24 protein-coding genes are annotated in these 21,657 nt (G+C 66.5%); 9 read left to right on the top strand and 15 right to left on the bottom strand.

Annotated elements, in window-relative coordinates; genetic code table 11:
- The 5 genes from JZ791_RS37665 to JZ791_RS37645 all read right to left on the bottom strand — a co-directional run.
- Positions 1-583 (bottom strand): substrate-binding domain-containing protein (locus JZ791_RS37665; RefSeq protein WP_216901723.1); only part of this gene is annotated, 583 nt, incomplete at its 3' end.
- A gap of 12 nt (positions 584-595) precedes the next feature.
- On the bottom strand, positions 596-1,348 hold the full coding sequence (locus JZ791_RS37660) for an SDR family NAD(P)-dependent oxidoreductase (protein ID WP_216901722.1): 753 nt from the start codon (positions 1,346-1,348) through the stop codon (positions 596-598).
- Positions 1,345-1,965 (bottom strand): TetR/AcrR family transcriptional regulator, encoded by a 621-nt coding sequence (locus JZ791_RS37655; RefSeq protein WP_216901721.1) that lies wholly within the window; start codon positions 1,963-1,965, stop codon positions 1,345-1,347. Before JZ791_RS37655 ends, JZ791_RS37660 begins: the two co-directional genes overlap by 4 nt.
- A 178-nt stretch (positions 1,966-2,143) precedes the next feature.
- On the bottom strand, positions 2,144-4,222 hold the full coding sequence (locus JZ791_RS37650) for a glycoside hydrolase family 172 protein (protein WP_216901719.1): 2,079 nt from the start codon (positions 4,220-4,222) through the stop codon (positions 2,144-2,146).
- 73 nt (positions 4,223-4,295) lie between these two features.
- On the bottom strand, positions 4,296-5,363 hold the full coding sequence (locus tag JZ791_RS37645) for a glycoside hydrolase family 76 protein (protein ID WP_308163349.1): 1,068 nt from the start codon (positions 5,361-5,363) through the stop codon (positions 4,296-4,298).
- Positions 5,364-5,667: 304 nt separating this feature from the next.
- Between JZ791_RS37645 and JZ791_RS37640 the strand changes: the two genes are divergently transcribed.
- On the top strand, positions 5,668-5,991 hold the full coding sequence (locus tag JZ791_RS37640) for a hypothetical protein (protein WP_216901716.1): 324 nt from the start codon (positions 5,668-5,670) through the stop codon (positions 5,989-5,991).
- Between the two features lie 102 nt (positions 5,992-6,093).
- Here JZ791_RS37640 and JZ791_RS37635 read toward each other — a convergent pair whose 3' ends face one another.
- The 5 genes from JZ791_RS37635 to JZ791_RS37615 all read right to left on the bottom strand — a co-directional run bounded on the left by JZ791_RS37635 (position 6,094) and on the right by JZ791_RS37615 (position 8,585).
- Positions 6,094-6,669 carry a hypothetical protein gene (locus JZ791_RS37635; protein ID WP_216901714.1) on the bottom strand — a complete coding sequence of 192 codons (576 nt, stop codon included), beginning with the start codon at positions 6,667-6,669 and terminating at the stop codon, positions 6,094-6,096.
- Positions 6,670-6,797: 128 nt separating this feature from the next.
- Positions 6,798-7,412, bottom strand: a complete 615-nt coding sequence (locus JZ791_RS37630) for an SDR family oxidoreductase (RefSeq protein ID WP_216901712.1) — start codon at positions 7,410-7,412, stop codon at positions 6,798-6,800.
- Positions 7,413-7,440: 28 nt separating this feature from the next.
- Complete coding sequence (locus JZ791_RS37625; RefSeq protein WP_216901710.1) at positions 7,441-7,725, bottom strand: SDR family oxidoreductase; 285 nt, start codon at positions 7,723-7,725, stop codon at positions 7,441-7,443.
- The gene (locus JZ791_RS46925; protein WP_254207001.1) at positions 7,610-7,885 is read right to left on the bottom strand and encodes an SDR family NAD(P)-dependent oxidoreductase; all 276 of its coding nucleotides are present in this window, start codon (positions 7,883-7,885) and stop codon (positions 7,610-7,612) included. The genes JZ791_RS37625 and JZ791_RS46925 overlap by 116 nt, the downstream gene beginning before the upstream one ends.
- A 16-nt stretch (positions 7,886-7,901) precedes the next feature.
- The gene (locus JZ791_RS37615; RefSeq protein ID WP_308163348.1) at positions 7,902-8,585 is read right to left on the bottom strand and encodes a TetR/AcrR family transcriptional regulator; all 684 of its coding nucleotides are present in this window, start codon (positions 8,583-8,585) and stop codon (positions 7,902-7,904) included.
- A 355-nt stretch (positions 8,586-8,940) separates the two neighbouring features.
- On the opposite strand from JZ791_RS37615, the gene JZ791_RS37610 reads away from it, so the two are divergent.
- Positions 8,941-10,164: an oxygenase MpaB family protein gene (locus JZ791_RS37610; RefSeq protein ID WP_216901708.1), complete on the top strand. Its 1,224-nt coding sequence runs from the start codon at positions 8,941-8,943 to the stop codon at positions 10,162-10,164.
- Positions 10,165-10,306: 142 nt separating this feature from the next.
- Here JZ791_RS37610 and JZ791_RS37605 read toward each other — a convergent pair whose 3' ends face one another.
- Positions 10,307-11,614 (bottom strand): NtaA/DmoA family FMN-dependent monooxygenase, encoded by a 1,308-nt coding sequence (locus JZ791_RS37605; RefSeq protein ID WP_216901706.1) that lies wholly within the window; start codon positions 11,612-11,614, stop codon positions 10,307-10,309.
- A gap of 190 nt (positions 11,615-11,804) precedes the next feature.
- Here JZ791_RS37605 and JZ791_RS37600 point away from each other — a divergent pair, with 190 nt between their 5' ends.
- Entirely contained in the window at positions 11,805-12,479 is a 675-nt protein-coding gene (locus JZ791_RS37600; RefSeq protein WP_216901704.1) for a TetR/AcrR family transcriptional regulator, read from the top strand.
- A 125-nt stretch (positions 12,480-12,604) separates the two neighbouring features.
- Positions 12,605-13,846, top strand: a complete 1,242-nt coding sequence (locus tag JZ791_RS37595) for a cytochrome P450 (protein WP_216901696.1) — start codon at positions 12,605-12,607, stop codon at positions 13,844-13,846.
- 65 nt (positions 13,847-13,911) lie between these two features.
- On the opposite strand, the gene JZ791_RS37590 is transcribed toward JZ791_RS37595, so the two are convergent.
- Positions 13,912-14,484, bottom strand: a complete 573-nt coding sequence (locus JZ791_RS37590; RefSeq protein WP_216901694.1) for a papain-like cysteine protease family protein — start codon at positions 14,482-14,484, stop codon at positions 13,912-13,914.
- A gap of 311 nt (positions 14,485-14,795) precedes the next feature.
- Between JZ791_RS37590 and JZ791_RS37585 the strand changes: the two genes are divergently transcribed.
- Positions 14,796-16,208 (top strand): sugar porter family MFS transporter, encoded by a 1,413-nt coding sequence (locus JZ791_RS37585; protein WP_216901692.1) that lies wholly within the window; start codon positions 14,796-14,798, stop codon positions 16,206-16,208.
- Positions 16,209-16,227: 19 nt separating this feature from the next.
- On the opposite strand, the gene JZ791_RS37580 is transcribed toward JZ791_RS37585, so the two are convergent.
- Positions 16,228-16,749, bottom strand: a complete 522-nt coding sequence (locus JZ791_RS37580) for a winged helix-turn-helix transcriptional regulator (RefSeq protein ID WP_216901690.1) — start codon at positions 16,747-16,749, stop codon at positions 16,228-16,230.
- A 98-nt stretch (positions 16,750-16,847) separates the two neighbouring features.
- On the opposite strand from JZ791_RS37580, the gene JZ791_RS37575 reads away from it, so the two are divergent.
- Both JZ791_RS37575 and JZ791_RS37570 read left to right on the top strand, forming a co-directional pair.
- Complete coding sequence (locus JZ791_RS37575; RefSeq protein ID WP_216901688.1) at positions 16,848-17,360, top strand: SRPBCC family protein; 513 nt, start codon at positions 16,848-16,850, stop codon at positions 17,358-17,360.
- A complete protein-coding gene (locus JZ791_RS37570; RefSeq protein ID WP_216901686.1) occupies positions 17,360-18,397 on the top strand; it encodes an LLM class flavin-dependent oxidoreductase in 1,038 nt (345 codons plus the stop codon). The genes JZ791_RS37575 and JZ791_RS37570 overlap by 1 nt, the downstream gene beginning before the upstream one ends.
- Positions 18,398-18,499: 102 nt before the next feature.
- Here JZ791_RS37570 and JZ791_RS37565 read toward each other — a convergent pair whose 3' ends face one another.
- Positions 18,500-18,712 carry a hypothetical protein gene (locus JZ791_RS37565; RefSeq protein WP_216901684.1) on the bottom strand — a complete coding sequence of 71 codons (213 nt, stop codon included), beginning with the start codon at positions 18,710-18,712 and terminating at the stop codon, positions 18,500-18,502.
- A gap of 622 nt (positions 18,713-19,334) precedes the next feature.
- Here JZ791_RS37565 and JZ791_RS37560 point away from each other — a divergent pair.
- Both JZ791_RS37560 and JZ791_RS46230 read left to right on the top strand, forming a co-directional pair.
- Positions 19,335-19,775 carry a guanyl-specific ribonuclease gene (locus tag JZ791_RS37560; RefSeq protein ID WP_254206998.1) on the top strand — a complete coding sequence of 147 codons (441 nt, stop codon included), beginning with the start codon at positions 19,335-19,337 and terminating at the stop codon, positions 19,773-19,775.
- A 256-nt stretch (positions 19,776-20,031) separates the two neighbouring features.
- A complete protein-coding gene (locus tag JZ791_RS46230; RefSeq protein WP_256462033.1) occupies positions 20,032-20,157 on the top strand; it encodes a hypothetical protein in 126 nt (41 codons plus the stop codon).
- 18 nt (positions 20,158-20,175) lie between these two features.
- Here the strand turns inward: JZ791_RS46230 and JZ791_RS37555 are convergent, their stop codons facing one another.
- Positions 20,176-21,060: an MBL fold metallo-hydrolase gene (locus JZ791_RS37555; protein ID WP_308163346.1), complete on the bottom strand. Its 885-nt coding sequence runs from the start codon at positions 21,058-21,060 to the stop codon at positions 20,176-20,178.
- Positions 21,061-21,657: the final 597 nt, after the last annotated feature.

The following is a 21,657-nucleotide window of genomic DNA, read 5'->3' as shown; positions in this document are numbered from 1 at the left end:
GGATGTGGGTGGGGTCGACGGCTACGCCCACGGTCGGAATCCGGAAGTGCTCGCCGATCCAGGCCAGGACACGCCAACCCTGTTCCGCGGCAATCGCTTCCGGCGCCATGGTGCTGCCGACGTAGGCGGCGTCGATGGCGCCGTCGTGTAGCAGGCGCAGGTCCATGCCGTAGTCGCCGGGGGTGCGCACGATGCACTGAACGTCACGATCGGGGTCCAGACCTGCGCGGCGGAGTGCGATGCGGGCGAAGCATCCGGGCGGGGTGTGCGGGGCGTGAACCGCCAGCCGCTTACCTGCCAGGTCCGTCAGGGAGCTGCCGTCGCGGGCGAGGAACCAGAACAGGGGATGGTCGGTGTTGACGGTGCGCGCGACCCAGGGGATGCCGCCGGTCAGGCGGGACAGCAGCGCGCGGCCGAGTCCGATGGTGGCGCAGCGGCGCAACCGCTGCTCGTCCCAGGCGACGCCGTCCCGCAGTGCGACGTGGACGCCCTCGTCGGCGTAGAACTCCTCCTGGTCGGCGATGTACCCGACCAGTTCCTCGTGCAGGCCGCGCCCGACATAGGCGAGATCGATGGTGTACACGACCAATCCTCCTCAGTACATTGCCATTCCGCCGTTGACCGCGGCGGTGGTTCCGGTCATGAAGGCGTTGTCCTCGCCGGCGTAGAAGGCGATCACGCGGGCGACGTCGTCCGGGAGGGCCAGGCGGCCCAGTGGGGTGGCGGCCACCTGACGCTGTTTCTGTTCGTCGGCGACCACATGCGACATCCTGGTCTCGGCCACCGGGCCGGGCTCGACGACGTTGACCGTTATTCCGTGGGGGCCGAGCTCCTGGGCCAGGAAGCGGGAGAACTGGGTGAGCGCGGCCTTGGCCGTACCCAGGGCGATCATCCCCACGCGGGGCTGGTGGCCCGGGACGGCGCCGAGATAGATGAGCCGCCCCCGATGCTGTTCGGTCATGGCGGGCAGTACGGCCTTGGTGACGACGAACGCGGCGCGCAGCTCGTCGTCGAGCTTGCCGCCCAGTTCCTCCCAGCTCATGTCCTGGAACGTCTTGATCACATAGGGAGTCAGCGCGTTGTGCACCAGCACGTCGACGCCGCCCCAGGCAGCCCCGATCTGTTCGACCATCGCGCCGACCGCCGCGACGTCGCGAACGTCGGCCCGCACGGCCATCGCCTCGCCGCCCGCGGCCTCGATATCCTTCACGACCTGCTCGGCCGCCTGCACGCTCCGCAGGTAGTTGACCGCCACGCGCATTCCGCGTTCGGCCAGCAGGCGCGCGGTGGCCGCGCCGATTCCGCTGCTGGCCCCGGTCACCAACGCCACCCTCGTTGCCTCGGTCATGAGATGTCTCCTTGATCACTGTCGGGGCGGATCGCCCCGTAGAGCACCGTGTTAACGGTCGCGCGGAGTAGATCGGCCGCGGTGTAGTCGAGTTCGCGCGGCAGCTGCGAGTTCAGCGCCCGTTCCACCGCGCCGCGGGTGATCTCGCCCAGTAGTTCGGGCGGCGCCGCCAGCGGTCCGCGCCGATGACCGTCTCGGAACAGTGCGTCGAGTCGCTGGTAGACCACGGTGTCGATGCGGTGTTCGACGTGTCTGCGCAGGATCGCGTCGCCGCGCCCGGCGGCGAGTTGTGCGGCGCCGATTCGCTCCAGCTCACCGCACGCCGCAATCAGGAAACGCTGCACTTGGTCGCCGAACGGCATGTCGTGTGTGCCGGCGGCCGCGGCGACCAGGGTGCGCTCGATCGCCCCGAACTGCCGGTCCAGTACGGCGGTCATGAGGCTGTGTTTGTCGGGGAAGTGGCGGTAGATCGTCTTCTTGCTCATACCGAGTTCCCGGGCGAGATCGTCCATGCTCACCCGGCCGGTACCGGGCGCCAGGAACAGCCGACCTGCCGCGTCGAGGATCACCTCGGCGCGATCCTCGTCGGAAACTTGGGAAACTGAATTGGTTTCCATAGTTTCCTATGGTCGCGCGCTCCACATCTACTGTCAAGGCACGCGATGTCGGTGCAAACCCCCTATTCGGCGGCCGGACCGTCCGAACGGAGCCCCGTCACCGCATTCACGAATGCGGTGACGCGTTCAGCCAGGGTGACACGGTCCATCGTGCAGCCTGGCCGGATCCGCCCCGAGGTCACCAGTGGACGTTGCCTCGCCCGTACCAGAACGCGGTACTCGAGTAGGTAGCCGGGGTTTCGTCGATACCGCCGTGTTGGATGCCGACCAGGATGGAGTTCTGGAAGGGGACCGCGTCGGCCAGCCAGAGACGCAGGGCCGCTGTGCAATCGGAGGACGGGGCGCAGCCGGTGACGGCGGTCAGATGCGCGGTGTTGCCGTGCAGGGGGGTGTTGAACGGGCCTCGGTTGAAGTACCAGCCGCCCTCGTAGTAGTCCTCGGTGCCGGTGCCGTCGACCTGCGGTGTCGGCGCGCCGTCGACGTGGACGCGTTCGTTGCCTTCGAGATACGACCGGTTGTCCGGGCCGATCATATCGCTCACGTTGCCGACGAACTTCCCGGTTCCGTTGGCGCGCAAGTATTCCCAGTCTTGATTCGGAACTGTCGGGCCCGCATGGGAACTGGAGTGGAAGTAGCCGATGCGGCCGGAGGTCAGGGCAGCGGCCGCGCCGGGATCCGGTGCGGTGGTGACGTCGGCGTGCGCGCCCGACACCGGCATCGAGGAACCGTTGTAGAGCTGGACGGCGACGTGCGAGGCGTACGGCATCGGCCACCATGCCGAGAACGTGTGGGAATCGGGATCGATGCCGAACATCAGCGATCGCACCGGCACGAGACCGAAACCGCTGCCGAAGAATTCGCCCACCGGCGAGTCCACTGTCGTTTCGCCGTCGAAGGTGATGCGCAACCGCAAGCCGTCCAGCAGTTTTCGGGATCTAGCGAGCGCCGACAACTCGTCCGAGCCCAACGGGTAATCGAATGTGCGCTCGCCCCGCCAGGTTTGGCCGACGATGTGGTAGTCGTGCGCGGATTCCGAAGCAGTGTCGGCAATCTGGAGGAGATCGGTGCGCTGCAGCTTGCCGGCGATCCAGTCGTCCACCCAGTAGGTGAACTCGTTGAAGTCCTGATCCGAGGAGATGAATCGGTTCGTGATCGTCAGTGCGGACTTGCCCCGGGTGAGAGCGGCCGGGATGTCGATCGACTCCTGCTGCCACTGTCCCTGCGACGACGCCCGCACCGAATACGCGCCGGACGGACTCGCCGGCGGCTGGTTCGGCGCCCACCGCCCGATCGCCGCGCCGTCGACCACGACCTCGGCGCTCTGCCGCGTCACCTCCGGATCGAATCGCCTGGTGAGTCGTATCCCGTTGTTGTGCGGGTCGATTCGCATCGTGAAGGTGCTCGACCCGCCGTGGCCGAACGCGCGGCCGCCCGCGGTGACCTCCGAGGCGCTCACCTGGGTGGTCTGCGGCAGTCGCAGGCGAATCGCGGTCAGCGATCCGGGACCGTGCACATCCGCCAGCTCGGCGGTCCCGCCGGGGGCGAGATTCACCGCGCCGCCGACGGTCCGGGCTCCGGGTATCGGCGGCTTCGGATCCCTGGCGCCCGCCGCGCGCATGGTGTTCAGCACATCGGATGCCGGATCGTGCGGGTTGAACGTGCTCACCCCCGCCGCGTCGGCGAACGTCCGGTAGGTCACGTGGTAGTAGAACGACGACGAGTCGGTGGTGACCAGCATCGCGAAGCGGAACGGCATCGGCACGTGGATATACACCCCGCCCGAGCTCTGACTCGCGTTGCCCACCAACGGGTACGCGAACGGCGCGCCCAGTTTCCCGTCGACCACATCCTGCAGCGGCGCGTGCACCACCAGCTGTCCGTCCAGCACGATCGAGATGTTCCCGATGCCGCGCACGTCACCGCCGTTCCAGGTGAACCAGATGCCGTCGATCTCCCCGGCGCCGGCGTGCGCGGCGATCACGCACTGGCCGAGGAGCAGGCTCAGGCAGTGCTGTGGACCATCCCAATAGTCACGATTCGCGCCCTGCGGATCGGTGCTGGCGAACTGCGCCGCCGCGACGCCGGAAGTCAACTCCGGCAACCGATTCAGCTGACGATAGCTCGTCCATCCGACGGTCTTCGGGCTGACCACCGAGGCGGTGAACAGCGGCGGGAACGCCCGCACCCGCGCGCTCGAGCACACCGCGGTCAGTGCCAGCACGACCGCGAGCACCACCGCATACCGACCGATCCTCATGCGCATCCCGTCTCGTCATCCCACAGACAAACGCGGCCATAATCGGGCTCGGACACCCGGGATCGCGGCGGCATCAGGCTAACTGCGCCGCTGCGTTCAAACAAGCCAGTGCCGAGCTCTGCCGGGCGGCGTCGCCGCTGTCGAACGGACCACTCCAGCGCAGGCCGAGCTGATCACCGGGTCCTCTGTCGTGAGTCCACAGGGATACGGCATTGTGCTCGATGAAGGCGGTACGACCGAGGTCGGGCGACACGGCCTCGAGCCGGGCCAGGGACTGAATGAAGATTCCCTTGAACTGCGGCCCGTCGGCGCCGCAGCCGTTCGCCTCGCACGGCTCGTGCAGGATGCCGTCGGGACCGCTGAGCGCGATGATGGCGGCGTCGGCCAGGCGTCTGGCGGTCCGCAGGTACTCCTGGTCCCCCGTCACCCGGAACAGCGCGACCGCCGCGGTGAGGACGACTCCCTGGTTGTACGTCCAGGCCGTCTGCCCGTTGTTGTGGCACATGTCGTCGAGACCGTCGTTGAAAAGCCTTCTGTTGTCGAGCATTCCGCTGTCCAGCACCCATCGCCAGCCGCGCAGCGCCCAGTCCCGATAGCGGGCCGAATCGGCGCCCGTGGTGTGTACGGCGAGTTCGGCGCCCAGCGCGGTGAACAGCTCGTTGGCTATGGCGTTCTTGTATTTTCGTTCCTTGGACCACCAGATTCCGCCGCCGCAGGTCTGATCCCACCCGCCGGCGAGGTCGTCGAAGATGCCCTGCGCCGTCCGCAGATATCGCGCGTCGCCGGTGTCGTCGTAGGCCACCAACCACGTGAGCCCCCACCAGCCCTCGTCGTCGTAGTAGTCGTTCAGGAATCCGCTCGCCCGGTGGGCGGCGTACGTGGTGGCCGCGCGGCGAGCACCGCGGTCGTCACCCAGCAGGCGCGACGCGGTCAGTTCGGCCTCGAGCGCATGCGCCGAATTCCACCACCCGGTGGTCCGGAACAATCCGGTGCCGGGGTCGTACCAGTTGTCCAAAGTCGCCGTGCTCCGGGCGATCCAGTCGAGGAAGGGCCGAGGCAGCGCTCCCGGTGCGGAGTCGACCGGTGCCGCGGATGCCGCCGGGCCGCTGTACAGCACAGCCGACAAGAACAGCGCAGCCACAGCCGCCAAGACCACATTCCTCAACGCTCGCCCACCCGCCCTCCGTCATCCTGATTTGCCAGCGATGATAGCCACCTCCGTATGCCCACCCGATGGTGCACTCGCCGAGTCCCCCACGCATGTGATCTCGCGGCCCGTCACCGCAGGCCCTTCGGTCCGTCCGCAAGGGTCCGAAGTCGGCGATATCCCCCAATCTCCTCGTCCGCGCAGGGCGATAACTCCCTAATTGCGGGCAATCCCTACCGCTACCAACCCTTTTCGCCAGATCATGGTGACCGGCATCCGAATGTTCAAGGAGAACGCCATGCTTCGTAAGATTGTCGCTACCACCGCCGTCGCCGGGGCCCTGACAGGTCTCGGTGTGGGTGTCGCGTCCGCTGCCGCACCCGCACAACCGGTTCCACAAGCCCAGTACATCGCCGACCCCGGCGCCGGCGCGCTCTACGGCGCCGGGCAGGGTGCGCTCCTCGGTGGCGCGGCCGGACTCGTCGGCGGACTGGCCGTCTGCGTGCCGACCGGAATCGTGCCGTGCGCGGGCGTCCTGCCCGCGAGCGTCATCCTCGGCGCCGGGATCGGCGCAGCGGTCGGCGCCGGAATCGGCGCCGCTGCGGCTGCGCCTGCCCCGTAACGACTTCCCAGCGGTGTCGCCACAGGTCGCCGAGGATTCCAGCGGGCGCCCAGTGCGCACCGTCGGCGCAGGTCGTTTCGGGCCCGCTCACCGATGACTCGATCACCCCACTGCTAAGCTGCCGCCGCCCGGATCCCGCTCGTCGAGTATCGCTGCGGCGACCGTCGAGGCCAGCTCACACTGGTGGCGCACGGTGGTGATCGTCGGGGCGTCGTGGGGAACCTGCTGGGTGAGGTTGATCAGCAGGGGCTGGGCAGAGCCGGTGTCGACGGCGAGCATGCAGGCCGTTTTCGTCACGCCGCTGTCCAGACCGGCGGTCCATTGGCTGCCGATACGGACCGCGTAGTAGCGCCGGTCGACGATGGAGCGCTCGAACAGTTGGGCGGTAGAGTTGTCGACCACCATCGCGGTCAGGCCGGTGCCGTCGTCGTCGGAGTAGGTCCGTCGCCAGAAGTTGCCGAATGGTGTTGGTGTCGTGAGGATTCCGAGCGTGTTGTCGGCGACGGCCCAGCAGCCGTGACCGGGCCCCATCGGGGTGGGCCGGGCGTCGGACGGGATGCCGGCGGCTCGGCGCATCCGCGGAGTGAATGCCTTGCACTCGGCGCCGGGCGCGAGAACCGGTGCGCGACTGGTACGAAACTGCACGTTGTCGTCACGGAGGGTGGTGACCGACAACATAGCGGGCTGCGTATCACGCGCTGGAGACACCGAGCAGCCGCATACGACGGCTCCGGCAGCGACCACCGCTCCAACCGATTTCGAGAACTTGTCCATCATCGTGCACAATCATTCACCACAGCCGACGGTCAGTCGGAGGCCAGCTCGGCGAAGGCCACGGGCCAGTCGACCGGATGTGGATCGTCGTACAGCTCAAAGGTTTTGCCGTGTGCGGCGGGATTCAGCAGGGCCTCGACCGCGGCTCGGGCGACGGTCTCGCGGCTGACCTGTCCGTCGCCGCGGTCGCCCTGCTCGAGCCGGCCGCCCGTCGAGGGGGAGTTGGTCAGCCAAGCCGGGCGCACGATCGCGTAGCGGGCGCGGCTGTCGCGCAAGGCTTGTTCACCTGCCGCACGGGCGTTGATGATGCCCGCTATGTCCGGATGCTCGGCGGCGCGGGTGATGTAGATCTGTGAGATCAGTACCAGCGGAATGTCCTGTGCGGCAGCAGCATGAGCCAGATTCTCGATTCCGTGATGCATGACCGCCTCGGCGCCGCGGTCGTCGGCCGGTGGCTCGACCGAGACAAGCACTCCATCGATCCCTTGGAGCAGTTCGGGATTCAGCTCTCGGGACAGATCCACCGCCACCGCTTCGTCGCCGCGCGGACGCCGGGCGCCGACCACCGCGGCCCGGCCCGACTCACGCAGCAGATCGACAGCGCGGCGGCCGGTTCGTCCGGTTCCGCCGACCACGAGGTACGACACTGTCAGCTCCCTTGTCGAAAAGAACTTTCTACCAGGCCAGCGCCTGGCCGTCACGGAAGAAACCTCCGGTCGGGCCGGAATCGGGAAGGGTGGCCGCCCACACGACGCTCGCGGCGCCCTCGGTCACCGGGCGGCCGCCGGGACCACCCATATCGGTGGCGACCCATCCGGGGCATACCGCGTTCACCAGGATCCGATCACCGTGTAACTCGCTGGCGAGCATGCGGGTCAGGGCGTTGAGCGCCACCTTCGAGACGGTGTAGGCGGGTGTTCCGCCACCCATCGAGTTCAGGGCGGCGGCCTCGCTGGACACGTTGACGATGCGGGCGTGAACTCCCTTGCGCAGCCACCGTCGCGGATTCCGCCGTTCGAGCGGTCAGCAGCACAGTGTGGCCGCGTGCGACCAGCTGCCGGCACACCTCCCGCCCGATGCCACGATTGCCACCGGTGACCAGCGAGACACTCTCGTTCATATCGGCGACGTCGAGATCACGACTCGGGGTCGGCAGAGGTCAGCATGGGCACCAGGAATTGGCGCGCCACCGCCGCCAGTTGCTCATCGTCGTCGACGTTCACGACGTGGCTCGGAATCGCCAGGAACGACGCGCACAGGCGCACCATCACCTCGGCCACCAGGTCGGTGTTCACCTCGCCGGAGACGTTGCCCGCCTGCTGTTCTCGGCGAAGCTGACCGGCCACGAACTCCCGGACCGCGGCCAGGGTGCGACCGTCGTCGCCCACCATCGAACTGACCAGCAGGCCCGGTTCGTCGGCGATCAGGCCGCCGATCAACGGGTTGTGCCGGATCGCCCGCAGCGAGCTGACGAAACCCACCACCACCCGCTCGGAGACGGTGTCGGCCTGCTGCACATCACGGAAGAATCGATGGAAATAGCGGACGAATTCCCGCAGGACGACCTGTTCGATCAGCACGTCCTTGGTGGCGAACCGCCGGTAGAGCGTGATCCTCGAGAGGTTGGCGCGGCGGGCGACATCCTCCATGGTGGAGCGCTGGATACCCATGCGACAGAACTGCTCGTACGCCGAATCCAGCAGGCGCGTCCGGATCTCGTCGGTGTCGTCGGCAGGTGCGACGGCATTGATATAGGCGCGTTCGAGCAGCGACTCCGGCCCGCCCGAGGTCGTCGTGTGGACGGACAGTGCAGGTTCCACGCATTCCTCCTGGGGCGGGCCGATACGCCGGGCATCGACTGTTCATCCCATCGTATGGCGCTGCCTCATGGTTACCACCGGGCGATATCGGCAAAGGTGAACAGTGAACCGCTCGCCACGGGAGCGGAGGATCCTGCATCCAACTGTTCGAGGAAGTCTTGAATCGCGTACCACGGGTTCATCGAATACTCCTGTTTCTCTCCACAACCGGCCGGTGAGCCCGACTACCGCTTTTCGTCCCACCATCCGATTCGGTCGATCTCTTGTGATCTAGGACACCGATGTGATGTTATCAGAGATACAGAGATTCACATCATGTATCTCTATATCTCTACTCGACGAAGAGGGCGGCACCATGGATGGACACGGGCTCAACAGGCGTGACGCACTACGCGCGGGAGGTGGTCTCCTCGGCGCTGCCGGCGCGCTCGCACTGGGCGCGAGAACCGCACGGGCACAACCATGGACGTGGCCTGCGAGTGGTTCGGTCGTCGGCAGCGGCGGCGGGGCCGACCCGCTGAAGGTATGGGATTCCGAGGCCGATCCGGTCCTGGCCGACATCCTCGACCACGGCGATGTGCCCGCGATCAACGCACTGCTGCGAACCTGGACCCGCAACGGTCAGGCGTTACCCGACAGGCTGCCGAAGGGCTTGCGCGATTTCATCGAATACGCCCGGCAACTCCCGCCCTGGACCGATCAGGGAAAATTGGCCAGCGCATTCCAATTCAATCAGAAACGGGGAACATATCTCGGCGTGCTCTACGCATTCGACAGCGGCATGATGAGCACGGTCATCCCGCACGAGGCCCGCGCGGTGTATTATTCGCGGGGCGGATCGCATCTCAAAGAACGCATCGCCAAGACCGCGAAACTCGGCTACGACATCGGCACCGTCAATGCCTACGCACCCGACGGCGAAATGATCGTGACCTGCGTCAAGACCAGAATCATCCACGCGGCGGTACGGCATCTGCTGCCCCGGTCCCCGCACTGGCCGAACGGAATCACACCGATCAGCCAGGACGACCTGATGGTTACCTGGCACAGCCTCCCCACCAGCATCATGCGCACCCTCACCGCATGGAATGTCCCCATCGCCCCCGACGAGTCGGCCGGCTACCTGCACAGCTGGCAGCTGGCCGGTCACCTGCTCGGCATCCGCGACGAGTACATCCCCGCCTCCTGGGATCAGGCCAACGCCCAGGCCGCACAGGTCCTGGACCCGATCCTGGCTCCCACCGCGGAGGGCAACAACCTGGCCGACCAACTCCTGAACCTGGGCGAGGATCTCGACCTGTCCCTGCTCAGCCGCCCCATCCTCGGCGCGTTCACCCGCTTCGTCCTGGGCGACAAGATCGCCGACTGGCTGGCCATCCCCCGCGAGCCGATCTGGGGCCCGCTGCTCCAATTCAGTTGGGGCCCTTATATCGCGGTCCGCGAGGGAATCCTGTCCGTGGCCCCACCGGCCGAGGCCGGCTACTGGATGTTCGACGAATTCCTCCGCCAATTCGCCATGTGGTATCTCGCCGAACTCCGTATGCCGCTGAGCATCGAGATTCCCCAGACCAACCGCTGACACGCGTCGGGGCGCGTACGAGATCCCGTACGCGCCCCGAATCCACCAATTCTCTTATTTCGCAGAGGCTTTGGCGCTCTGCTGCTGGACGGCGACGGCGTGCTCGTAGTCCAGGCGGGCGGAGAACTTCGCGATCTCGCCCTTACCGTGATGCCGCGGGCAACGGCGGCAACTCCAGCCTCTCACGGAACGTGCCCCCCTCCGGCCCGTCATCGACGATGCCGCGGCGACGCAGCTCCGGCAGTACCCCGTTCAGCAAAAAGTCGCGGATGCGTGGATCGTCGAGCCCACCGAGACCGATGAGATCCAGAACACCTGCGGTATACCGCTTCTCGATCTCGTCGGCGATCTGCTCCGGCGTACCGGCGGCGGCCCAGTGGCCGGTATCCTTCGCCGCGACAATCAACTCGCGCAATGTCTTTCCGGATCGGGCGAATTCGCTGAAAATCTCCACCCGGCCGCGGCGACGGTTCACCGAACGCACATCCGGCAGCAGCTGCTCCGGAATCGGCTTGTCCAGCGGGAGATCCGACAGATCCACGCCTCCGCCGAGCATATCCTCGAGCCGCCGGCGTCCACTCTCGAAGTCGGTCGCGTCGTCCCGCTCGCGAGCCAGCCGCCGCGCCTCGGCCTCGGTCGCGCCGTACGTCGCGTGCAACGAGCTGAACACCAGTGGCAGCCCGTCGGGGCGGCCCAGCTCCGCCGCGCGCGACCGAATCCGCTTGGCGTAGCTCACCGCGTCCTCCAGCGTCGGCAGCGAGGTGAACACAACCTCGGCATGCCGCGCGCCCAGTTCCACACCGCCCTCGGACTGACCGGCCTGAAACTGCACCGGCCGCCGTTGCGGCAGCGGCGGGATGTTCAACGGACCGCGCACGGTGAAGAACTGTCCCGCATACTCGATCGGCCGCACGGCCCGCGCGTCGAGCACGGCCTCACCCGCGGCGCTCAGGGTGAGCGCGCCCGACTCCCAGCTGTCGAACAACGCGTTCACGACCTCGATCGACTCGGTGGCCCGCGCATACCGCCGTTCAGGACTCGGCAGATCCTCACCCCCGTAGTTCTCCTCCCCGACCGACGAGGTCACCGCGTTCCACGCCGCGCGCCCGTTGCTGACGTGGTCCAGGGTGCCGAACAGCCGCGCCAGGTTGTAGGGATGGTGGAACGTGGTGGTGACCGTCGCGATCAGCCCCACCCGTTCGGTGACCGCGCTCAGCGCGGCCAGAAAGATCAGCGGCTCCTGCGCACCGATCGCCCCCTGCGCACCGAAGCTCAACAGATCCGCGGCGAACAGGGCATCGAACCCGTTCGCCTCGGCGAGCTTCGCCACCTCGACCGCGTGGGCCAGCGTGGACCTGCTCGAATCGAGCGCCGCCGCATAGACCTTCGCCGATCCACTCACTCCCGTAACGATTTTCAGCGTTCGACGTGGCCCGGAGCTACTCACCATCCCCCGAAGCTACCCCCGGCGATCTCGGCGACCACCCATTGCGTTCACCGAGAGTTATTCCAGGACACGGGGAGTAGAGCGGACTGTCCACGGTCAGGATCTACCCCTACTTTAATTCAATCACTTGACTTACCGCTGCGCGTCGCGTTCACTCCGAGGGGTAGCGGGTAGCAGTCGAGAGGGTGTCACCGTGCGAGCCAAGGCAACCGGCAACGATGGGCGCAACAGTGCCACCCGGGAGGCGATCCTGACCGCGGCCGAGCGCCTGTTCGCCGAGCACGGCGTCACCGCGGTATCCAACCGGCAGGTCAGCGAGGCCGCCGGACAGGGTAACAACACCGCGGTCGGCTACCACTTCGGCGCGAAATCCGAACTGGTACGGGCCATCGAGCGGCATCACCTCGGACCGATCGAACGAATCCGGGGACGCCTGGTGGCCGAGACCACCGACTCGGCCGACCTACGGGACTGGGTGACCGCGCTGGTGCGCCCGCTCACCGAACACCTCGCGGAAGCCGGCGAAACCACCTGGTACGCACGGTTCGCCGCCCAGGTGATGACCGATCCCGCGTACTACGACATCGTGGTCGCCGACGCACTCGAGTCGCCGACGCTGGTGCGCGTCATCGAGGGCATCAACCACTGTCGTTCCGAACTGCCCATCCAGGTGCACACCGAACGCGGCCTGATGGCGCGAAATCTGCTGGTGCACACCGCGGCCGAATTCGAGCGCGCGCTCGCCAATCGCGCTCCCTACCACTGGTCCGACTGGGACGAAGCGGCATCCGGGCTCATCGACGCGATCGTCGGTCTGTGGCTCGCGCCCGTGACACCGAGACCCGCCGTACACCGCCGAGAGAAGTGAACGACCAGGAGTATCAATGAGAGTGATCGTCGATCAGGACAAATGCATCGACCTGGCCTCCGACGTCGAGCAGGCCGCCCGCGTCTGCCCGGCGGCGGCCATCCGAATCGAGAACTGAGGGACCGATGTCCGAAACAGCCTCCCGCGTGGCGACTTCCGCGACCGAACACGTTCCGTACTTCCCGATGGACCGAAACGAGGGCTGCCCCTTCGACCCTCCGCCGGGCATCCGCGCACTGGTCACCGAGAAACCGCTTGCGCGGGTGCGGATCTGGGACGACAGCACCCCATGGCTCATCACCGGCCACGCCGAACAGCGCGCCCTGCTGGCTGATCCGCGGATCAGCGTCGATGACCGGCTGCCCGGCTACCCGCACTGGAACGCGGGCATGGCGTCCTCGATCGACCAGCGCCCCCGCATGCTGGTGAACTCCGATCCGCCGGAGCACGGCCGATTCCGCCGGATGCTGACCTACCCGTTCACCGCCAAGCGGGTCGAGGCGATGCGCTCATCGATTCAGACCATCACCGACCGGCTCCTCGATGAGATGCTGGCCGGGCCGAGGCCGGCCGATCTGGTTGCGGCACTGGCGTTGCCGCTGCCGTCGCTGATGATCTCCGACTTGCTCGGGGTGCCGTACGACGACCACGAATTCTTCCAGCGCCACGCCGCGGTGGGCATCGACAAGAACGCGACACCGGACCAGCAGCGCGAGGGAAATATGTCGCTGATGGCCTACCTGACCCAACTGATCGAGGCCAAGACGGCCGACCCGGCGGACGACCTGGCCTCGGAGCTGGCCAATCGGGTCCGCGCCGGCGAGTTGAGCATGCCCGAGGCGTCCATCATGGGCGTTTCGGTGCTGATCGCCGGGCACGAGACCAGCGCGAACATGATCGGTCTCGGCACGCTGGCACTGCTCGAGCATCCGGACCAGCTGGCCCTGCTGCGCGACACCGAGGATCCCAAGGTCGTCGCCGACGCGGTGGAGGAGCTGCTGCGCTACCTGGCGATCATCCACGGCGGACAGCGCCGGGTCGCGACGGCCGATATCGAGATCGGCGGCGAGGTGATCCGCGGCGGCGAGGGCGTCATCATGGATTACTCCGCGGCCAACTGGGATCCGGCCGTATTCGCCGAACCCGAACGCCTGAACCTGCACCGGCCGGCCCGCCAGCACCACGCCTTCGGCTTCGGCGTCCACCAGTGCGTCGGTCAGCAGCTGGCCCGCGTGGAATTACAGGTCGTGTTCCCGACGCTGCTGCGCCGCCTCCCGACGCTGAGCCTGGCCACGACGATCGACGAGATCGAGTTCAAGCACGACAAACTCGCCTACGGCGTGCACGCACTGCCCGTCACTTGGTGATCTTCTACGACACATCGGCCGCCGACGTCTGCGCGGCGGCCGAAACATGACGGATTCGATGCCGACTATTGGGGGTCTACAGGATCGATGGCATTCTGATTGGGCACATCAGGAAGAAACATGATCGCATTCGGCTCCCATACCATCAAATTGTTTACGTTGGCTATGGGGTACAGAGTGTTCGCGTTTCCCTGGGGGTCGTGGATGATGGCCTGGCCGGCGGCGTTTATACCTTTGATCACCACGATGTGGCCATAGCCGAACGCGCACCACAGTGGCCCGTGGATGCGCATCAACGATTCCAGCTGATCACTGGTCCACCCCGGCGGATTCGGCGGCAGTTTCGGCGAGACGAGGCCGTTGTAACCGGCCAACTCCTGGAACTCCTCCTGCTTCAGGCCACGGTTCGGCGCCAATTGCTTACGCACCCAGTAACTGGCCGGGTGGTCCCCCTGGCGAATCGCCTCCTCCCGAACGCCCGTCCGTTGCGACTGCGCCCGCATTCCCTCCAACTCCGCCGTCGGATGCGCGACAGGCTCCGCAGCCGGATCACGGAATTTCACCAGCATCCGGAGTGCGGCGTACCAGCAATCGAATTCGAAGGATTGTGGAATGAAGGGTAAATTGAGATCGATCATGATATCTTCCCACGTTCATTGAACGGCTCACAGTATGGCGCCATAGGACGCCTCGTTTATTGTCCCACCGTTCCGCGACAGACCGAGCGAGATACGGTCCGGTAACATTCCCGCGCAAGGATATTCACAGGAACGCGCGGCGTCCTGATTACCGACCGAACGCCCGGAACGGGAATTGATGCCGAAAAAAGAGGCATTGTGCCCTATAGCAATGGGCATCATTACTTTCGATATCGTATGCTGTAGCTCATCGCCGGGTTGTGCAGGCGGCGGACGCGGATCGTGACGGGATGCCGAACGAAAGGACGTCGATGAGCACGACCGAGGCGAATCAGGGGCTGGGGGCCGAGCATATCGGGCACATCATCTTCATTACCATTGCCGCCGCGATGGGCGGATTCCTGTTCGGGTACGACAGTTCGGTCATCAACGGAGCGGTCGAGGCCATCAAATCGCGGTACGACATGGGGTCCGGGACGCTGGCACAGGTCGTGGCCATCGCCCTGATCGGATCGGCGATCGGTGCGGCGATCGCCGGACGGATCGCCGACCGGATCGGCCGCATTCACGTCATGCACATCGCGGCGGCGCTGTTCACCGTCAGCGCGATCGGGTCGGCGGTGCCGTTCGCGCTGTGGGAACTGGCCACCTGGCGCGTCGTCGGCGGCATCGGGATCGGTATGGCCTCGGTGATCGGGCCGGCGTATATCGCCGAGGTCTCGCCCCCGGCGTATCGCGGGCGGCTGGGATCGTTCCAGCAGGCGGCGATCGTCACCGGAATCGCGATCTCGCAGTTGGTCAACTACGCGATTCTGCAGATCGCCCACGGTGAACAGCGCGGCCATATCGGCGGGCTGGAGGCGTGGCAGTGGATGCTGGGCGTGATGGTGGTGCCCGCGCTGCTGTACGGACTGTTCTCGTTCGCGATCCCGGAATCACCGCGCTACCTGATCTCGGTGAACCAGATCGACCGGGCCAAGCAGGTTTTGTCCGAGGTGGAGGGCGAGAGCGCCGACCTGGACGCACGGGTGGCGGAAATCCGGCACGCCATGCGCCGGGAGCACAAATCCACCTTCCGGGATCTGCTCGGCGGCAGGTTCGGCTTCCTGGCGGTGATATGGATCGGTATCGGGCTCTCGGCATTCCAGCAGTTGGTCGGCATCAACGTCGCCTTCTACTACTCCTCCACGCTGTGGCAGTCGGTCGGCATCGACCCGTCGAGCTCGTTCCTGTACTCGTTCACCACCTCGATCATCAACATCATCGGCACGGCGGTCGCGATGGTCTTCGTGGACCGGATCGGCCGGAAACCGCTGCTGATCGTCGGCTCGATCGGCATGACCATCTCGCTGGCCGTCGAGGCCTGGGCCTTCTCCTACAAGCGGGGCTCCGGCAGCGGTGTCTCCCTCCCGCACGCCCAGGGTTTGGTGGCGCTGATCTCGGCACACACGTTCGTGCTGTTCTTCGCCCTGTCCTGGGGCGTGGTGGTGTGGGTGCTGCTGGGCGAGATGTTCCCGAACAGGCTCCGTGCGGCCGCGCTGGGCGTGGCGGCGTCCGCCCAGTGGATCGCCAACTGGGCCATCACCGCCAGCTTCCCGTCCCTGTCGGACTGGAACCTGTCCGGCACCTACATCATTTATATGGTGTTCGCCGCGCTGTCACTGCTTTTCGTGTTGCGGTTCGTACCGGAGACGAAGGGCAAGAAGCTCGAGGATATGGGGTAGCGGACCGTCGACAGCACGCTCAGCTCGCCGGTCCGTCGGGATCGTCGAGATGGAAGCGGCGCCGAATATCGGGGCGGCTCAGCAACTTCTGCGGGTATCCCGGACCGGGCCGCGCGACCACGTTCTGCACGTCCATCGGCTGCCCGCACTGCGCGCACACGACCTCGGCGCCGGCGTCGTGCCCGCAGGTGGTGTGGCGGGTGGTCACCGGCGGGCCCGCCTCGCCGGACAACCACCGGTCGCCCCACGCGGTCATCGCGAGGATGACGTGGAAGAAATCCCGCCCGGACTCGGTCAGCACGTACTCGTGCCGGACCGGCATGGTCTCGTACACCTGTTTCTCCAGCAGGCCCGCGTCCACCAGCCGGCGCAGGCGTTCGGACAGAGTGTTGCGGGCGATGCCCAGTTCCTGCTGGAACTCGTCGAATCGGCGGATGCCGTAGAACGCCTCGCGCAGCACCAGCGGTGTCCACGCGTCGCCCAGCATGTCCATGGTTCTGGCGACCGAGCAGGGCCAGGTGGCGAACGAGGTGCGCTTCATGACGTGATCCTACGGGTCTCTGATTGAAACTCAGCAGGAAATAGGTCGGGCTGAGTTAGTCTGCATATGCAACTTACGAGGTAAGGGAGCCCTGGACCATGGAATGGACCGGACAGGTCTACGCCGACATCCCGACCGTCGCCGTAGAGACGTACATCGCGGCCCCGCCGCGGCGAGTGTGGGATCTGGTCAGCGATATCGGCCTGATGCCGAGGCTGAGCGCCGAACTCCGGTCCGTCGAATGGCTCGACGGCGCGACCGGGCCCGCGGTCGGCGCCCGGTTCACCGGGCGCAGCGCGCACGAATCGCTCGGCTCCTGGGAGACGACCAGCACTATCGTGGAATACGTTGCGCCGCAGCGGTTCGCCTGGGCCGTGGGGGATCCCGAAAACCCTTCCAGCATCTGGCGTTTCAGCATCAGCCCGAAGGACGAGGGCTCGGTGCTCGAGCAGTGGACCCAGATGGGTCCCGCCCGTTCCGGTTTGAGTCTGGCCATCGACGCGATGCCGGACAAGGAACAGAAGATCGTGTTCGTACGGCTGCGGGAATTCGAGACGGGCATGCGGGGCAACCTCGCCGAGATCAAGAGCCTGCTGGAACGGGAGCGGTGATGCGCGCCGCCACCACGATCGAGGGCTCGGCCGGGCCGTGGCCGGATATCGTCGAATTCGTCGTCGAGGCAGAGAGATTGGGCCTGGACATCTGCTGGGTCGCCGAGGCGTGGGGCGCGGACGCACCGTCGCCGCTGGGTTATCTGGCCGCCAAGACCCAGCGGATGCTGCTGGGTTCCGGAGTGATTCAGCTCGGCACCCGGACCCCGGTGGCGATCGCGCAGACGGCGATGACGCTGGCGCACCTGTCCGGGGGACGATTCCTGCTGGGCCTGGGCGCATCCGGACCACAGGTCATCGAGGGGCTGCACGGGGTCCGGTTCGCCGGGCCGCTGTCCAGGATGCGCGAGACCGTCCGGATCGTGCGCGCCGCGTTCACCGGCGAGAAGATCGCCTTCAGCGGTGAGCGTTTCACTATCCCGCTGCCCGGCGGCGAGGGGAAGCCCATGCGGCTGAGTCTGCAACCGGTCGAGGTGCCCATCTATCTGGCCGCGCTGTCGCCGAAGATGCTGGAACTCACCGGAGAACTCGCCGACGGCTGGCTGGGCACCAGCTTCGTCCCCGAGGGCTCGGGCGCCTACTTCGGCCCGCTGGACACCGGACTCGCCCGATCCGGCCGCACCCGTGCCGATCTCGACGTCTGCCAGGGCGCGGAGATCAACATCGTCGACGAGGCTCGGCTGGCGGAGGTGCTCGGCAGTCGCAAGTCAGAGCTCGCATTCTCCCTGGGCGGCATGGGATCCGGCGCGACCAACTTCTACAACAACGCCTACAGTCGCCAAGGCTGGGCAGAGGTCGCCGCCGCGGTCCGCGAACGCTGGCAGGCCGGTGACCGTGCCGGGGCCACCGCACTGATCACCGACGACATGGTGCTGGCCACCACCCTGATCGGCACCGAGGAGATGCTGCGCACCCGGCTGAAGGCGTGGCGCGATACCGGGGTCGACACCGTACGGCTCTACCCCGCAGGCGATTCCCTCGCCGCGCGCCTGGACAACCTGGCCCGCGGCATCGAGCTGGTTCACGGTATCGCTTGAAGGTAACTACTCCCACGCGCGACACAGGCGCATCGATTACGCTCGGCGGACGTCAACCAGCGTAACGAGGGGGAGGCATATGAGCACGCCCGATCTGGTACTTCAATACATCAACGCTGTGAAATGGCCGGTGATTCTGGGGGGAGTGGTCGTCGCCTTCCGCAAACCGATCGTCGCGGTGATCCAGCGGACCCAGCGGCTCGAGGCCTCGGCGGGCCCGGCCAAGCTGGAGATCGACGACTCCAGTGACACCGTCTCGAGTAGTACGTCCTCGACCAGCACCACCACCAGCGTGGCGCGATCAGCCGGTTCCACTGTGGCACAGTCGGGCAGCGGCACGGCTGCACAATCGGGCACCGACGCTGCCGGCCAGTGGCGCCGTGCCATGGCGGTGCCGTCGGGCAATGGCGCGACAGCGCAGTCGGGCAAAAGCGCAGCGGCACAGTCGACCAGTGACATACCCGGCCGGTGGATGGGTAGCTCGGGTGCACAGTCGGCCAGTGGTGCGGTGACATCGTCTGCCAGTAGCGCAGCAGCAGGGGCGGGTAGCGGCGCAACAGCAGAGTCGGGCAGCGGCACAGCAACTGGGTCGACCAGCGGCACAGCGGCACCGTCAGGCACCGGTGCGGCAGCGGGGGCGGCCAGTGGCACCTCAAGCGGCACAACGGCACAGCCGAGTGCTACGGATGGCGAGCACGCCGCTCCGACAGCGAAGTAGCCCCTGCCACCAGGAGGCCGCAGTTCGCGATGCGATCCGTCGCGGGTCGGCGCGTCGAATATCATGCGGTGACGGTGGCGCTCCTGACGTAACCCGCCCGACTCGCAGTGTTCGCAACGGGTTTGCCCATCGCCGCGGTTGTCACGGGTAACGTCCACCCAGGGGGTTCATCACACAGCACCCCGGACAGCAGCGACGACTACTGCGAGGTACGCGACCATGCGGGATGCCATCCTATCGAAACCTGTGCGGCACAACCTGATTGCGGCGCTCACCGCAAGCTCTCTTGCCGCCCTCACCGCAATGACGGTGCTGTTGACCGGTCCGGGCGAGACCGGCACGCACAGCGCCCTGTCGGCAACAGCACAGTCCGCCACGGAGATCCGGCCGCTCGCCTGCTCGGTCCCCGGGCAAGCCTGGCAAACCCTGAAACTCATCGACGCCGGCCAATGGCCCCCGCACGACGGCTCCGGCACCAAGGGCGGCACCACCTGGACCGACCGCGAGGGCACCCTCCCCCACAACGCCCACTATCTGGAGTGGGACGTCAACATCAAGCAGCCCGGCCACACCCGCGACGCCGAGCGAATCATCACCGGCGACAACGGAACCGCCTACTACACCGGCGACCACTACGCCACCTTCTGCCAAATGCGCTGAACCGCAACACTCGCACAGCTCTGCCCGTATCGGGCAACAGCGGACTCGGCAGCCTGTCCACTTCTGGGAAGTCGCCGCACGGGGCCGCCCTATCAGCTCACCACCCGGCAGATCGGCGCGGGCAGCCTGGTCCCGCCAGAGCCATCTCGCAGCGCCTCGCACACGCCGAGGCGCCGGGACCGGTCGTCCGGGAGCCGACCGCGTCATCTCGCCGCGGCATTCTCGGGGCACGAAGGGGCACAGCCTGATCGAGCAGGTGGTACGCGGACTATTGGAGTACGCGGCCGGACTCACCAACAGTCTCACCGAGGCGCAGGGCATCGCACTCGTCGATGCCCTGCAATGCCTCGACTCGGCGTTGTCGGCCGAACACACACCGTGAGAAATTGCCCTCGGCGATTCAGTGGACGGGGATGTACTGCAGGTCGTCACCGATGATGACGTTGTTGGAGTATCCCGTCGAAGCCCAGTCGTGCCATTTCGACGAATCTATATGCGGCGAAGCGAGATCGGCGATATGGCTGAGCACCAGCCTCTTCGCTCCGGCACGCTGTGCGATCGCACCGACCTTTTGGACCTCGACATGGGAAGTGACCATGTGGTTGTGCTCGACGGCGGAGAGGCTGGAGCCCTCGAGGTTGATCGCCTCGTGGACGAGCACATCCGTGTTGTGAGCCAGGGTGGGAATGTTGTCGGTATAGGTGGTGTCGCCGGAGAAGGTGACCGATCCGTAGGCGGTGTCGAAGCGAAAGGCGAAGGCGGGGAAGACTGGTCCGTGCGGCACCAAGACCGCTGTGACGCGTACCTTGTCGTCACGCATGACCTCGAAGGGCTGCATGGTCGGGGCGCGGTTCGTGAAATCGGCCCCGATAGCGGGGATTTGGATCTCATGGATATTCATCAGGGCCATCGGGTCGGACGCCCCCGTGTCTCGGATGAACACGTTGCTGGAGTAGGCAACCGCGCGATTCCAGTTCTCGGTCAACGCCCGGGTACCCGGCGTCGGATCCTGCGGGGCGACCACCGGCGCGTTACCGCCCCCGAACTTGGGCAACAGCCCGCCCGCCGGGCCGGGCCCGTACACCGCCACCGGCCCCTTCGCCCCGATCATCCCCTCATCGGGATAACCGCCCAGCACAAAGTAATTGAAGTAGTCGGCGATGTGGTCGATGTGCAGGTGGGTCAGGAATATCCCGCGCAATGCCCCCAGGCTCAACCCGGCCTTGGCGTACTGGGTCACCGACGCCCGCCCGGCGTCGATCAGATACACCTGCCCGTCGACCACGAGCGCAGTCGAGATCCCCGCTCGATCCGCGGAGGGAGGCGGCCCCGCCTTCGTCCCGAGCAACACCAACTCCAGCTTCGCACTCCCCACCGCCCCGGTCGACTGGGCAGCCGCCTGCCCGGAAGACCCACATGCCACCGCCCCGAGCGCGAGCCCAGCCGCCCCCAGCCCGGACAGCAAAGCCCGGCGCCCCACAGCTGGACCAACAGGACCGCCGCCGTCACACAGCGCGCACATGAACCCTCCGTTCGACGTCAAAATAGCAAGAGCAACCATGCCACGCGACGCCAACGGACAAACCAGCGCATCCGCCGAATGATCTTCCACACCTCCAGCAACTGCCCAGCCCCACCCGCAGAGCATCACAACTCACGAAACGCACCTCGACAGTCGAGCGAACCGATCAGCAGAGTCCCAAGCCTGACTCAACCAAGGCCGTCGACCGCACCCGAGACCAGTACTCGGGTCAACGAGCCGTACTGGTTTCTGGCGACGACCATGGCAGGACCCGGCCGTCCCGGACGAGTTCGCCGTAGTGGGCGGGGTCGATCGGTCCGAACGCCAGGTCCAGCAGGGGGGTTGTGGCCTGGGCGGGGG

This window comes from Nocardia alni, assembly GCF_019038435.1.
GTDB lineage: Bacteria > Actinomycetota > Actinomycetes > Mycobacteriales > Mycobacteriaceae > Nocardia > Nocardia alni.
Note: the sequence above shows the minus strand (reverse complement) of the source record. Positions and strands in the feature narration are given on the sequence as shown.